This window comes from Thermococcus sp. 2319x1 (genome assembly GCF_001484685.1).
In the GTDB taxonomy this organism is placed as follows: Archaea; Methanobacteriota_B; Thermococci; order Thermococcales; family Thermococcaceae; genus Thermococcus_A.
Genome location: NZ_CP012200.1, coordinates 782,201 through 795,830, shown reverse-complemented (window position 1 = coordinate 795,830; position 13,630 = coordinate 782,201). Strand labels below are relative to the sequence as shown.

13 protein-coding genes and 2 pseudogenes are annotated in these 13,630 nt (G+C 40.6%); 4 read left to right on the top strand and 11 right to left on the bottom strand.

The genetic code is table 11. From position 1 onward, the window contains the following. Positions 1–66 precede the first annotated feature (66 nt). Positions 67–1,023: a transcriptional regulator gene (locus tag ADU37_RS04475; RefSeq protein WP_058946482.1), complete on the top strand. Its 957-nt coding sequence runs from the start codon at positions 67–69 to the stop codon at positions 1,021–1,023. On the opposite strand, the gene ADU37_RS04470 is transcribed toward ADU37_RS04475, so the two are convergent. Beyond that, positions 1,016–2,266: an HD domain-containing protein gene (locus ADU37_RS04470; protein WP_058946481.1), complete on the bottom strand. Its 1,251-nt coding sequence runs from the start codon at positions 2,264–2,266 to the stop codon at positions 1,016–1,018. The genes ADU37_RS04475 and ADU37_RS04470 overlap by 8 nt on opposite strands. A 70-nt stretch (positions 2,267–2,336) precedes the next feature. Further along, positions 2,337–3,614 (bottom strand): AMP-binding protein, encoded by a 1,278-nt coding sequence (locus ADU37_RS04465; RefSeq protein WP_058946480.1) that lies wholly within the window; start codon positions 3,612–3,614, stop codon positions 2,337–2,339. Positions 3,615–3,754: 140 nt separating this feature from the next. Here ADU37_RS04465 and ADU37_RS04460 point away from each other — a divergent pair. The 3 genes and pseudogenes from ADU37_RS04460 to ADU37_RS04450 all read left to right on the top strand — a co-directional run bounded on the left by ADU37_RS04460 (position 3,755) and on the right by ADU37_RS04450 (position 6,508). Continuing rightward, positions 3,755–4,265: pseudogene (locus ADU37_RS04460) on the top strand (IS6 family transposase). 133 nt (positions 4,266–4,398) lie between these two features. After that, on the top strand, positions 4,399–5,400 hold the full coding sequence (locus ADU37_RS04455) for a hypothetical protein (protein WP_238982004.1): 1,002 nt from the start codon (positions 4,399–4,401) through the stop codon (positions 5,398–5,400). Position 5,401: 1 nt separating this feature from the next. Continuing rightward, entirely contained in the window at positions 5,402–6,508 is a 1,107-nt protein-coding gene (locus ADU37_RS04450) for a DUF835 domain-containing protein (RefSeq protein WP_058946478.1), read from the top strand. A gap of 12 nt (positions 6,509–6,520) precedes the next feature. Here the strand turns inward: ADU37_RS04450 and ADU37_RS04445 are convergent, their stop codons facing one another. The 9 genes and pseudogenes from ADU37_RS04445 to ADU37_RS04400 all read right to left on the bottom strand — a co-directional run bounded on the left by ADU37_RS04445 (position 6,521) and on the right by ADU37_RS04400 (position 13,465). Beyond that, positions 6,521–7,162 (bottom strand): Ribonuclease P protein component 3, encoded by a 642-nt coding sequence (locus ADU37_RS04445; RefSeq protein WP_058946477.1) that lies wholly within the window; start codon positions 7,160–7,162, stop codon positions 6,521–6,523. Then, entirely contained in the window at positions 7,159–7,614 is a 456-nt protein-coding gene (locus tag ADU37_RS04440) for an RNA-binding protein (RefSeq protein WP_058946476.1), read from the bottom strand. The genes ADU37_RS04445 and ADU37_RS04440 overlap by 4 nt, the downstream gene beginning before the upstream one ends. Before the next feature lie 108 nt (positions 7,615–7,722). After that, positions 7,723–8,769 carry a hypothetical protein gene (locus ADU37_RS04435; RefSeq protein WP_058946475.1) on the bottom strand — a complete coding sequence of 349 codons (1,047 nt, stop codon included), beginning with the start codon at positions 8,767–8,769 and terminating at the stop codon, positions 7,723–7,725. After that, positions 8,759–9,088: a hypothetical protein gene (locus tag ADU37_RS04430; RefSeq protein WP_058946474.1), complete on the bottom strand. Its 330-nt coding sequence runs from the start codon at positions 9,086–9,088 to the stop codon at positions 8,759–8,761. The genes ADU37_RS04435 and ADU37_RS04430 overlap by 11 nt, the downstream gene beginning before the upstream one ends. 191 nt (positions 9,089–9,279) lie before the next feature. After that, on the bottom strand, positions 9,280–10,806 hold the full coding sequence (locus ADU37_RS04425) for a hypothetical protein (protein ID WP_144433196.1): 1,527 nt from the start codon (positions 10,804–10,806) through the stop codon (positions 9,280–9,282). 186 nt (positions 10,807–10,992) lie between these two features. Beyond that, complete coding sequence (locus ADU37_RS04420) at positions 10,993–11,346, bottom strand: hypothetical protein (protein WP_144433194.1); 354 nt, start codon at positions 11,344–11,346, stop codon at positions 10,993–10,995. A gap of 35 nt (positions 11,347–11,381) precedes the next feature. Continuing rightward, a pseudogene (locus tag ADU37_RS10940) lies at positions 11,382–12,245 on the bottom strand (IS982 family transposase). Positions 12,246–12,317: 72 nt separating this feature from the next. Continuing rightward, on the bottom strand, positions 12,318–12,956 hold the full coding sequence (locus ADU37_RS04405; protein WP_058946472.1) for a hypothetical protein: 639 nt from the start codon (positions 12,954–12,956) through the stop codon (positions 12,318–12,320). Positions 12,957–13,240: 284 nt separating this feature from the next. After that, positions 13,241–13,465, bottom strand: coding sequence for a hypothetical protein (locus ADU37_RS04400; protein ID WP_058946471.1), 225 nt, complete (start codon positions 13,463–13,465; stop codon positions 13,241–13,243). Positions 13,466–13,630 lie beyond the last annotated feature (165 nt).

Genomic DNA, 13,630 nt, shown 5'->3' with positions numbered 1-13,630 from the left:
TCAAATGGTTAAAAGTTTATCCATCGATGGGAAACTTTTAAATTTCCAAAGCTTTATTTATATACGATGGAAAAAGAGAGATTGTTGCGAATTGTTGAAAGCATATTCAGGGGAACTGGATTTAGGGTAGCGAGAATGGAGTTTAAAGGTTCGTGCTTTGACCTAGCCGCGAGTAGGCTCTTTTTGTTGCTCTTTGTGAAGGTTATTCAAAACATCGACTCCCTCACAGAGGAGCAGGCAGAAGATTTAAAGCGTTTGGCCAAGCTCTTTGAGGCTTCTCCGCTTATTGTGGGGCTAAGATCTAAAAGCGAGGAGCTTGAAGAGGGAGTGGTTTACGAGAGACATGGAATTTACGCTCTGAGCCCTCAAACACTGTATGACGTTCTTGTGGAAAATGAATTGCCCGCAATCTTTGCCGAGAGAGGAGGCTTTTACGTGAGAGTTAATGGGGAGTATTTGCGAAAGCTTAGGGAAAAACACGGTTACAGTATTGGGGAGCTTGCCGAACTTCTTGGAGTTTCAAGAAAGAGTCTCCAAAACTATGAAAGGGGAGAACAGGCTATGAGCCTTGAGGTTGCCCTGAGGCTTGAAGAGCTGTTTGAGGCTCCAATTGCAAAGCCCATTGATGTCCTTCACGCCAGAGTTGAGGCTAAGATGGAAGTTGAACCGGAGACAGAGCTTGAAAAGGAAGTTTTCAAACGCTTAGAAGATTTTGGAATGGGTGTTGTTAAAATCAAAAAAGCTCCGTTTGATGCTATCTCAAAGGAAGAGGGAGTGAAGATTTTAACGGGCATAAGTGAGAAAAAGACATCATCAACTGTGAAGAGGGCTCAAATGGTAAATGAAGTCAGCAAAATTATCCAAAGCGACGGGCTGTTCATCCTTGAAAAAACTAAAATCGAGGTTGTGGGGGAAATTCCCCTCATCCCAAAGGAGAAGCTCAACGAGATTAGGGATGCCGATGAGCTTATTGAGATGATTGAAGAGCTCAAGAAGGAAATAAAGAGAGAGATATTCAGCTGAAGAAAACCTTTCTCCACACGTCTCTAATCTTATCGACATATTTCGAAGGCGATGCAACCATTACGGCCCATCTTGGTGTTTGCCTTCTCTTGAGGGCGTTTGCTAAGGGTGTAACCTTTGTTAGGGGCTTTATCTCTCCGGTGTGCATTACCACTCCGATTTCCGTTGACTTCAATCTCGGTTCGGTAAGCATTAGGTCAGCCGTTGAGAATTCTATAATCACCTCTCCTTCCTTCGCTCCCACGGCATCTACCAGTTTCCTTTCGAGCTCTTGGCGCTTCTTTATGTCTCTATAGACAGTCAACAATTCCCTTTTCTCCTCGGCGGTAAGCTCATCGGCCCCTAATAGCAATGCTGCCTTAAACAAGTCGCGGTACTTGATGCGCTTGACGATTTCCCTTGGATAGCCTTCCAAATCCTCGAGCTCCACGAGAACTCTGCAGTCTGTCATCTTCCAGAACTCCCAGAGGTAACCGTCTTCGAGGGCAAACTCCAAAGCCCTGGTTAGCATTCCCTCCGCTATCTTTACCGTGTGGTGGAAGTAAACTCTGGAGTACATCAAAGCTCTGGCAACCATCATGCCCTCAACAGCTTCCACTCCCTTCTCGTCAACAACAAGTTCATTGTTGTGAATTCTTAGAACCTTCAGGAGCCTTTCGAGGTCGATTATCCCATGGGCTACTCCGGTGTAGTGGGCATCTCTGATAAGATAATCCAGCTGGTCCACATCCACGTCTCCATGCAATGCCTGCCCGAGATACCTCTTTTCGTACTTGCCCAGAATAAGGTCGGCAACTTCTTTTGGCTTGTATCCGTAAAAGTCAAGTATCTCAGGTATGAACTGCCTCTCTTCTATCTCCCCATCTATTATGTCTATCTTTCCAAGGATGATGTTCTGGCCGAGATGCATGTGGTCGTATTCCTTAACGTAGTGCTCGTATATCTGTTCAAAGGTATGTGAAAACGGACCGTGACCAATGTCGTGAAGCAAAGCCGCTGCCTCCAGGAGGGTTTTTTCCTCTTCGCTAAGTCCCAGCTCCATTGCAAGCCTTTTTGCAATGTTGTATGTGCCGAGGGAATGCTCAAAGCGAGAATGATTTGCACCGGGGTAGACGAGGTATGCAAGGCCGAGTTGCTTTATGTTCCTCAGCCTTTGAAATTCTGGAGTTTTTATGAGGTCTAAAATGAGCCCGCTTATCTTCATGCTTCCGTGAATGGGGTCGTGGATTATCTTCGGCTTCATGATTTCTCACCTAGAACGGATTTGATGCTTTAAGTTAAATAATTTATCGTACAAAAGGAGAAAATAAAGGCTAGAGGTCTTTTCCAACTATGAAGATTCTCTTTGTCTTTCCTGGTTTTTGAGGTAAGCCTTCTCTTACTTTCTCCGCCGGCACTGCCTCCACTACAAGCTCGGAGGATTTAGCCTCTTCAACCTCATATCTCACTGGGTTGTTGGCTTCATATATCAGCTCTCTTATCTCATCTTCTATGCCGGATGGCTTTTCCCCCACGTATCCGACTTTTATTATTGCCTTTGGTTTTGGATTACCCGGCGAGAGGGGGTGGTAGATTATTACAAAGTCCACCAAGAAGGGATATCTGTGAACGATGTCCATGACCTGGTCTATGTGAAGCTTTGCTCCAGCTAAACTTATCACGTCTTTTACCCTGATGATGTTCATGACTTCTCCGTCAACTACCTTTGCCAAGTCTCCAATCTTATAGTTGAAGAGCGGCAGTCCTGTAAGTTCGCCTTCTTTCATTATCTTGGTGATATACATTTCGTAATAGTCCTTATACTCTGGGTCCTCGTTCTCTTTTAGGACTATTAGTGATTCCGGAAAAGTAAAGGGTTCCATCCCCTTTTTAGTTACTGCCCTTCTGCCTGTGACGTCATCTTCGGAGTTTCCAAATACATCTAAGATAACAGCATTCGGGAAGCTCTCCAGTATAGCATTGGCCATTTCTTGACTCAACGTCTCTCCGCCTACCAAAATAACCTGTATATCGTTTTTGATGTCTTCAGGTAGCGTTAGTCCCAAAACATAAGCCCCCGTTGTGAGGGTGAAAATTGCCGTAGCCCTCGTATCCCTGAACTCCTCTATTAATGCATCTCTCATTCTCAAATATTGTATTGGGATCTGATAAAATCCTACTTTTACATCCATGTACTCAAGAGAAGTCGCCGTTAGAAATCCCGAACCAGAAGGCAACTGCGGTAGGAATGAGGCAAGTTTTTGTTTGTATAGATATTCCTCCACCCAGAAAGAGAACTGTCTGCTTGTTCTTATTTTATCGTACCTAGTAAAGGGTATTCTTTTCGGTTTTCCAGTAGTTCCGCTGGTTCTCATAACCCCGTAAAAAATCTCGTGATTCTTTATGTATGATGGCCAGACCTTTTCTCTTTCATGCAGATCGTGGGGCTCTATGATTACTTTGTCAGTTAGAGAAGCAAGGATTTCTGGTTTTAATTCATCTATATCAACGTCTGAAAACCTTTCTTTCCAGAATTCCGTTGTTTTATAGGCTGTCTCGGCTGTATATCTTAAATCCTCAAGGTCTTTCTTCCCAAGCAAAATGCCGCCCATAGTTGCGACACCTAGTTATGATTTATGTATTTGCCCTCTATTAATATTTTTCCTTGGTACTGTGATAATGTTAGGATAGGCTGTGGAGCGTCAGGTTTAAATCACTGAAATTCTCAAAAAAGAAAGGGAGAACATGGAAGTTGAAGTCATTATTTACTCCCTTAAAACCCTTTCACCTCAACAAAATTCCAGTAGAGAAGAAAATCAGGGTGATAAACTTGTAACTGAAAGGCCTAAGCTACGGACAAACCGCCAGAATTCTCAAAATCAGCCACGTGACAACTTGGCAGTTCAGAAAATAGCAGAAGCAATCTAACTAAAAAATTTCATTCTGGTTGTTTTGAAGTCCTGTGAAGGGCGGCCTGTTTTTCTGGTTGATAATGCTAGGGTACAGGTCAGCATTTAAGAGTCTGGGGTTGGGTTATCCGCATGTGACTTTCGGGCCAAGGAATTGTGTTGAGCGCTGGTTTGGGACGTTGAAGGGGAGTACGAAGCGTTTCTGGAATAATTTCAGGGGTAAAGAGTGGAAAGCTCAAAAGTTTGTTTTTCTGTTTGCCTTCTGGTATAATTTTGCTGGGCTTCATTCTGGTTTTAAAGTCACTCAGTGATTTTGCTGAATGGCTTAAGGAGGTGATACTCAAGTTATCCTGACAGTATCTGTTCAAATGTAGAAAAATTTAATAGCATCTTCGCCTATTATATTTAGCAAACATCTAATTGGGAGTTCTTGGAGGATGGTAAAATGAGATACGAAGATTTTGCAAAGGACTACGATCCCCTTAATGTGACAGAAAAAGAAACTTTATCTTATCTTAGAGAAGTGTTTGAGTATCATTTTGAGAACACCCCTTACTGGAAAAGGATGAGAAACAAGGTAAATTTGGATGAGATTTTTGAGGGAAAGCTTGAAGACGTTTTTGAGAATATCTTCAACTCAAATCTGGCTGTTAGCGAAGATTATCTCCGAAACAACTGGCTTGATTTTCTTCCTGAAAATTATGAAGGGAGAATCAGATTTTACCAATCTTCCGGAACCACCAGAGAAAGGAGCATCCTTCACTGGGACTATGAGTATATGAAGCTCCTTGTGAAATATTTAAAAGTAACCCTTGATGAAATCTACAAGTTGAATAAGATCTATAAGGAAAATAAAATGCGGGCTCTCAGTGGAGGACCCTATGGGTGGTATCAAGAGGAGATAAGTGAGTTAGTGTGGTCATATGGAGGGATCTTATATTTTATTGGTTTGGAAACCGATGGTGTTAAGCGGGAACTTGAGGAAAAAGGAGTAGGATACATATTAAAAATGAGATATTCTCCGTTTTTGAAGTACACGAAAAGGGTGCTCGAAAAAGATCACATAAACTTCATCCGCACCATTCCTCATTTTTTAGATCTCTACCTTATCAGAAAAGAGGAAATACTGACTATTATTTTTAGTGGGGTTGGGTTGAATATGGATGCAATTGAACTTGCTAGGAAGAAGTTCCCGAATTCTGTTGTTATACCTTTCTATGGCTACTACGGCTTTGGTGATAACGTTGGAATAGTTAAAAATAATGACCTCATGTATTTTCCGAACTATCCATTTACTATAGTCTTCCCTTTGAAGGTTACCCGAAATGGATACACTATAGCCAATAGAGGAGAAAGTGGCAAGATGGGACTTATAATCGCAAGACCAGAGCTGTTGGTTGTAAAGCTGGAAGATGACTATATTACCCGTGCTGCACCCGAAAAACCATTTAAGTGGGATGGTTTCGCAAATCCAAAGAGGAGGTGTTAATATGGCAAATCCTCAAACCATAACGATAAGTGAGGGGTTTATTGTTGCACTAGCAGACTTGTTGGCGTTTTTACTTATCTTTCGCATCTATCTAAAAAACAAACGAACTTCAGCATTATTGCTTTCCCTAGCGTGGATTTGCGACTTATTAACGGTCATTGGCTATGCATTTCAGCTCCTCCCATTGGCGGGGATGTTTATACTCCTATTCAGTGCATTTTTCCTGAACGGGACTATAGAACTGATAAGAGAAGAGAACATAAGTATTGAAGTAAACTATAAAGTGTTGTTCCCTCTGTTGTCTTTGTTATTCGCAGTGTACTCTCTATTTCCAGATTACATGTTTCAATATGGGTTGTTCAGGGGCATAGCAAGTCTCTACGTATCTCATGGTCTAGCGACAATTGTTATGGTCACTACAGGCTATCTTATGAAAGAGTTGACATACATTTATGGAAGAAAAGCAAAATATCTTTCAACACTTTTAGTGCTTTTTGGACTTCACTTGCTTCCGGTTCCAATATCCATTATACTTGGCAGCAAAATATATCCGATCATAGGCTCCACTATTTCATTAGTACTTATCCTTGGACTAGTATTCTTAACAATAAGGCTCACCTCCTCTGAAGAGTTCCTTAGGCTAAAAACAATGGAGATTCATGAAGTCGAAATAGAGTCCGGTGTCAAAATACTAAACCAAGAAGAGTACAAAAAGATAAAAGAAAAGCTGAAAAATGTGCCTGTGCTTGCGTTTGTTAGAACTTTGAACAATATCCCCGAGAGTTGGACTCACTATTTCGTAACCACTGCTACCAAAGAAAGTGATGTAGAGGCCATATCACCAATGAACCTAGAAAGAATGACAGAGCTGTCATACAAATATCTAAAAGCAATGGAAGAAGCCGGGAGTAGGGGAATCATACTGATAGACTGTCTTGAATACCTAATCATGTACAACGAATTCACAAGCGTGATGAAGTTCTTAAACAAGCTGAAGGACTTTGTCGTGAGCCATAAGGGAACTTTAATTCTGGTAGCGGAGAAGGACGCCTTTGAAGACCAGCAGTGGGCACTGCTAACTCGCTTGCTCGAAGAAGCCAAAGAATAGCGTTTTAGACTTTCAAGCCCTTTTCAATTTTTTTAGCACCATTTCTGGATAAAAGCTCAGAGATGCCTTTGCCTGTGGAATTTCCATGCCTATATTTATTCCAAGGCTCATTAAATCCCTCGGAAACCGCACTTCCCATTTGGATTCAGCTGAGGAAGTTAAAAATCTGGGAGTTTTATACTTCTCCACAAGCCTCCAGTTTTTCATCATAAACTTCAATATCTCTGCCCTTTCATAGGGAGTTGCCTTCAGCAGGGGAGCAAGAGAAAACCCCACAGCAACGTTGTTTTTGGCCGCCAACTTCGCAAGGACATGATCAAAACCGGAATCCTTTCTCCCGTATTCTGGAGCTATCACCGCATCAACCTTGTTCTCTATCGCGAATCTAACAACCCTCAGATTTCCTCCCTGCACATAGATGAGGGAGTTTGGAACCCTTTTTCTAATTTCTTTTATTAGGGAGGGCCTTTCTGTGATAATCAGCAATGCAACATTTTTGTACTTTTCTTTAAGCCCTTTAATTTCGCTTTTAAGTTCATCAAAGTTTGGAGGACTTTTTAGATAAATCTTCCTTGTAAAAACTACCTCGTCGTACCATTCTTTTGCTTGCTTGTAAGCTTCCTCACTCCTGACGTCCATTTCAATCCACTTCATTCACTCAACCACTCCCTGATTGCCTTTACAACGCTCTCCTTTTTCATTGGGAATGCTTTAACTTTTATCTTTACTTGGATAACGTCTTCTCCTTCACTAACCTCCGCCTCTCCTAGGTATGCTTTCTGCTTGCTGAAGCGAATGAAAAACGTTCCCGTCTCGTCAACCTTTTCTTCAAGGTTCTCTAAGAGATACTCTTTATCCTCTTCGCTTAAAAGTCCCTTAATATGCTCCAACATCTTTTTTACGCTTCTGCTTCTCTTTACCTCGGCGTTTATGACCTTTATCGGATTTCCGAAGTAGCCCTCGGTTTCAACTACCTCAAACTCTATATCCTCAGAAGGAATGTCCTCTGGAAAAAAAGTCCCCATGGCCTCGAGAACCTTTTCCGGGTCTTCGGTTGCGTGGGCAAAGGTTGATACCCTTATGTGATGAGCCTGAAGCTTTGCCATGTTTTCACCCCTTTGAAGTTTTGAGAAGATTGTTTAAAAGCTTTTAATGTAAGCGGATACCATTAAGATAATTTTGGATCACCCATGGAGTATAAAATTTGCTCTTCTTTACTTGGTCTTTTTTAAATGCAGAACTTCTATTAAAGCTACAGTCACAATTATAACGAGCAAAAGGGAAATCCAAGAAATGTGCTCTTTTATATTTTCCGGGGCATAATATGTGCTCGAGCCGGCAGTAGAGATTAAAGATTCAGATTCTTGAGGGGTAGAAGAAGCTGTCGGTAAAACGGGTGTTGTTGGCGGAGCATAGGGATGCGCCAGATTCTCGAATTCATAATTTAGGGAGAGCTTAAACTCCTTTAGCTCCGGTGAAATCTTGACTCTAAACAGGGGGTATAGCCTTAGAGACTCCCCATCAAAATAGAATGCATAGAGGGGTTTATCGAACATCTGAGAGAGTTCTTCCCAAGCTATTAGTTCTTTCTTTGTTTCTCCTTTCCATAGAAACCTACCATCGACGGTGCCATTTAGGTATATGGGATACCTATAAGAGATCCAGTAGGTAAAGTTGAAGTCCAGCAAAGTCGTTCCAATGCGCTTCCCGGGAGTTTTAATTACCGTGAAGTTATTTTCAACGGCATCTATCTTAAAAGATGGGACTATTACAATCCCTTCTTCATAAGAAAATGCCACTAAATTGTTCCACAAATCCTCTCTCCATAAATAAGGTAAAAGCTCTTTGGCGGGCACTTTATAGGTTGTTGAGTTAAGCAAAAACACCACATAATCTCCCTCAAGTTTTCCGGGCACTGGGAGGACACTTCTCTCCACTCTGCCCAAAAGTTCAGAAAGCGTTTTGTTTTGATAGCCGTATTCATGATACCAGCCAATATGATATGCACCGCTTGAGTTTACAAGGTAAAAGTGGGCGCGCTGAGTAGTTAGGTCGTATTCTGCGATGCACTCTCCAAAGTTTTGAGGTTTGAGACCATAGAAACCAATACTCACATAGATAACACCCTTGGTTGTTGCGACGACAGTTACCTGAAAACCTGAAGAGCAAAAATCAACGGTGAGAGTTGGAGCGGCATAAGATAAAGAGCTGCCAAGTAAAGAAAACAACAGAACAAAGGAAGCGAGGAGTTTAAATTTCACCATAACACCCCATGCGCTTGAGATAATAGTCAAAAACTTCATCCACGACATCAAGGGTCACTCCGAAGTGGTATGCTAACTGCCCATCAACTCCTGTTCCAATAATGGATTTTGTGAATGTTGCCAGCTCTTTCCCATCTTCATATCCATTTCCACTGTTTTTGGCATCGAATCCACCAAGGGTTGTGACAACAGCAATATCAAATCGCTCTTTAAAGTCTTCAACTGTTGCTGAGCTTTTGTTTAGTGTTTTTAGCCTAGAGGTGTATCTTCCAGAGGAAGAGTCCCATTTAACATACCACAATCCAAACTTTGCCATTCAGTCCCCTCAATAAATAGTCATTTTGTAATACTTTTTAAGCTTTTTGATTTTTAATACTTTTAATAGTATAAACAACACTTTACTCCTATAAGCGGTTTGAAGTTGCTTTGTTGGCTTCCCACTAAGCTTAGGGAACCGGGAGTTGATATGAGATATAAAAAAGTAGAAAATGATGGATTAACATTCTATTAGAGACCTTTATCTTGTTTACGCTTTCTCCAGAAGTAACCTATTGAAAATATCACAATTATCGCGAGAATGTAAACTGGGTATTTAATATTCTTTTCCTTATTAGAGACAATGGCATTAATCTCTGGCTTGTTCTTCTCCCAGTCTCCACCATACAAGCTTAAAGCAATCAAAGCATAAGCATAACCGTCAAAGCTTAGACTTTCCCCACTACTTTGTAAAAATTCGATTCCACCATTAAACCCTTTATACCCGGTTTTATTTGCTAGGTACAACCAAATCAGGGCTATTGAGGTTGAATATACATCATGATTCCATGATTTATCCAGCTTGGGGAGAGGGATTATGTAGTAAGTTCCATTGGTTTCAGAAAAGTGGAGTATTTGGGAGGCAGCGTAAGAACGAAAGTTTATGTAGTTCATAGGGAACTCCGGGTAAATCTTCATACTTTTGTTGATTATCCCCAACTTCTTAAAAACGCCTGACTTTTGAGGATTTATCTTTCGCAAACCCTCTATCTTTAGAACTGCAATCTCCTCTTCGGGATTTAATTGGAGCTCAATTTTCTCGTTAGCAACTCCCCGGATTACTTTACTCTCCTCCCACATTTTGTTTATCAAAGAAAAGCGAAGGAATTTGAGCTCATACTTGGTACTATAATTTTCGTAGAAGACGAAGAGCAAAGTTGTGTTTTCCAAGTACTGAGACTGCTTAAAGAGCGAACTAAAGAACTCTAAAGTTTCATTATTGAGCTTAAAGCCTTCTTCTCTTAAGTAAAGTAATGGTAAACTTAGGCTTTCATAGGGCATTCTGAAATCCCTGTAGGGCATTGGAAAGAGAAAACCTACAAAAAGATTATCAAAAGCATAGTTTCTGGTTAAGTTCTTTGTATTCAGGTTAGCCCTAAGCCATTGCCAAGAATCAGTAACATTGTAACCGAGTCTATGTAACAGGGCAGTAGCATAAGCTGTTGCTACTAAGCTTGGAAACTCTCCAATTCTTTTAATTCCGCTCCGCTCCCAATCAATGTAAACTGTAGACGTCCAATACTCGTTTGTTTTGTTAGCCAAGAGAAATTTAATTCCCTTGATTACAACTTCGGAGTTTGGGCTTTCTCCAGCCTCAAGAAGAGCCAGCAGAGCGAGAGCAGTTCCAGCGGCTTTGGATTTCTCCCAGTAAACCCATTCACCCTCAGCCCTTGAGTAATCATCGGTAATTATTGGGGGGAATGAACCATCTTCAAACTGTTTTGATTTTATTTCTTCGACTAACCTTTGAAATTCTGGAGAATTCTTTGGAAATTCGCTTCTTGCAAGAGCTATGACTTTAAGACATGTTAGATAAAAGTCATCACTCTTTTCAACAAAATCATAACTTGATATTCCGTAATTTTTGGAATGAGAGTAGAGCGTTTTCATTTGGTAATCTTTTTCCACAGGAACACTTTGGACTAATGAAAAAGGAAGAGAAAGTAAAAGCACAAGAACTACAACTACAAAGATTTTTATCCTGAACTCCAACTTCATCTTTAATCCCTCCCTATACCTCCAAAGTTGCTCTTTAGTGATTGGTATTCCCAAAAGACAACCCCTTCAAAATAATTCAGTGCGTCATTTATAACTATCAACATTACAGCTACAAAACCAAGGCATCTTGTGATACCCTTTGTATCATCATATGCTTGTCCAACATTCCAAGCTTGGCAACAAGTGTTATTTTCTGAATTCCTCTGGGGATGCAAAACTCCTCCAAAGTTTTGAGATCAAATAAGGATTGATCCACCCACTAATATCTTCTCCAGTAGTGCAAGCTGTTGTTGTATAATCGGAGAAATAAGGTCCAAATGTATTTACGATAAATCCCGAATTTTCTATGTAGTCTTCCAAAGCTGAGTAATATTCATAAAATCTCTCTCTTTCTCCAAATCCTTGGTTATAGCTTAAAAATACTCCATCAACATCCCAACTCTGGAGAGTCTCCCTAACATTTACTGGATCCTCTGTGTTGTATGGATGTTGGGGAGTTTCCACTATTACATAACACTTTTTGGAGTAGGGTATCTTCAACACTCCAATATCACCTCAGTCTATAGTTCCTAACCCTAGTTCCCACCACCTGTAAAGTTGTATAATCTGTCCAGATTCACAGCCAGAATCGCCCCTAAAATCCTAACGGCCAACCCCCTCAAACTAACACTCCTGCTCGGTATCCGAAGAAACTCAGAAAACTTCGAAAACAAAGTCTCAATCCTCCTCCGAAAATCAGACAGGTACTTGTAAAACTTCCTCTCCCCCAGACTACCAATCTGACTCTCCCGCTTTACCGGCGTGTAAACAACGCCAAACTTCAGGAATTCCTCTTCCAACTCCCTGCTGACATACCCCTTATCCAAAAACAGAAAACAACCAGTGAACTTCTCAACAATCACCCAGAACTTTTCCCTGACAACGCTCACATCATGCTCGTTCGCCGGATCAACAGACAGCAAAGCCAGCAAATTTCCATCAGAGTAACAGGTCAGCTTGTACCCATAGTAGAACTTTTTTTAGATGGAACAAATCCAACTGCGGGCTTTTCAGAGATGACTTCTGAAGAACCTGCCTTCCCTTTCCTGTTTTTTCTGGCCAACTCTTTGGTCTCAACTGGCTTCGAGTCGATTATTCTGACGTATTCCCTGGCGTGTTTTCTGAATAATTCTTCCTGAGTTATGATGAGGTTTTTCGTGCCTGTTCAAGCGTTCTGTCAGTTTGTTGTATCTGATTTTTGGGAAGAGCTTCATTTCCTCAATTAAAACCCTGTAAGCGTGTTTGTAAACTCCGTTAAAGTGTAAGTGTGTCAGTATTGCGCGTTACGCGTAGAGGCTGATTACTTCCCTGCGGGTGTTTTTCGGGTAGTGTTTTCTGATTATTGGGTAAATCTCGGATTTTATGATCAGGATTTCCTGGTAGAAGTTCATCACGACCACCAATCAACCAAAAAATTTAAATGCATATAAATCTAACGACCTGATGGGAACTAGGGTGAGAAACTCTAAACTTTACCTGTTTTCTGCTTTAAGAATGTACTTTTCATACTTCCACCAAACGTCTTCGATAGTCACATATTTAACACCATAGCCATCTAAGGTAGCTTTTGGTCCAATGTTAACATCAAAGACATCTCTTGATTTTGAAATCCTTATCAATTCCTCTTTTGGTGCAACAACCTTTGTCGAAATAAAGCCTTCAATAAGTTTAAATTCCTCTCCAAAATTTTGCCTTAAGTCTTTTTCAAGTAACATGAGTTCTTTAGACTCATTTACTTCCATGGGATAAGGTAACTGACCAATGCCCTCTGGATAAGACTTATACCTCACCGCCAGTATCTTTACATTTGATCCCAAGAGCTCCAGAACTTCCTCTTTGCTTAGAGGTCTGCTAAAGGTTATCGTTGCACTAACAACTTCTCCATCCTTGAGAGAATAAAGCCTCTTCTTGTTTTCACGGACAAAGAGAAGAAGCTCCTCTTTGCTGTGAATGTCTGGGATAACACTGGCTTTGTCTCGTGCTATCGGGAGTTTCATATGGAATACTTTCATCTCAACTGTATTTTGTTTATCTCCTAATGTGAAAGCAGAAACAATTAACGATACTGCAAGTATTCCCACAAACATTAATACAAGCGTCTTTTTTCTCATTATATCACCACCTTATATCATCTTTTCATGAGGATATTAACTGTTTCTCCATTATGCACCATTCAAATCCAGTAAGATATTTAACTTCTGATTCACTTTGTAGGAAGAATAATGTTCCTTAACTTTAATCTCAAATTCTTCATTGTCTATTATTGAACAATGGGATTCTTCTGAGTAGATATCAGTTGGATCAGGAAGGTTTGTCCAATATGTCCCATGTCTGTAGTTGCAGTCTGTAAAATAATCCCACACATTAATATCTTGTCCAGCTCCATCAATTCTTCTTAATGATAATCCTCATCCGGATAGCTCCACAATGCTTGTAAATGTTCCCAGTCCCACTTAAATTTCTGTTCTGTATAAGCATAGTCAGTAGTATAGTCCACAGAAACAAGAGTCCATGAACTTGGTGGCCATTCACAATATTCACAATCATTGCCGGCTATTACTTGCTGTATCCCAATAACAATTATTAACACTCCAACAAGTAGGGCCAGCAGTTTTTTCATGCTTGCGCCTCCTACCAAATATTGCAACAATACTTTTGACTTCAAGACTTATAAATATTTTCTTTTACGAGTTTTAATCTGTTACGCTTTTTTTTTCGTGAGTTCTTACTTTCCAACTGAATCTTCAAGAACACCATCAATCAAAAGAAACCCAAGTAAAAGACT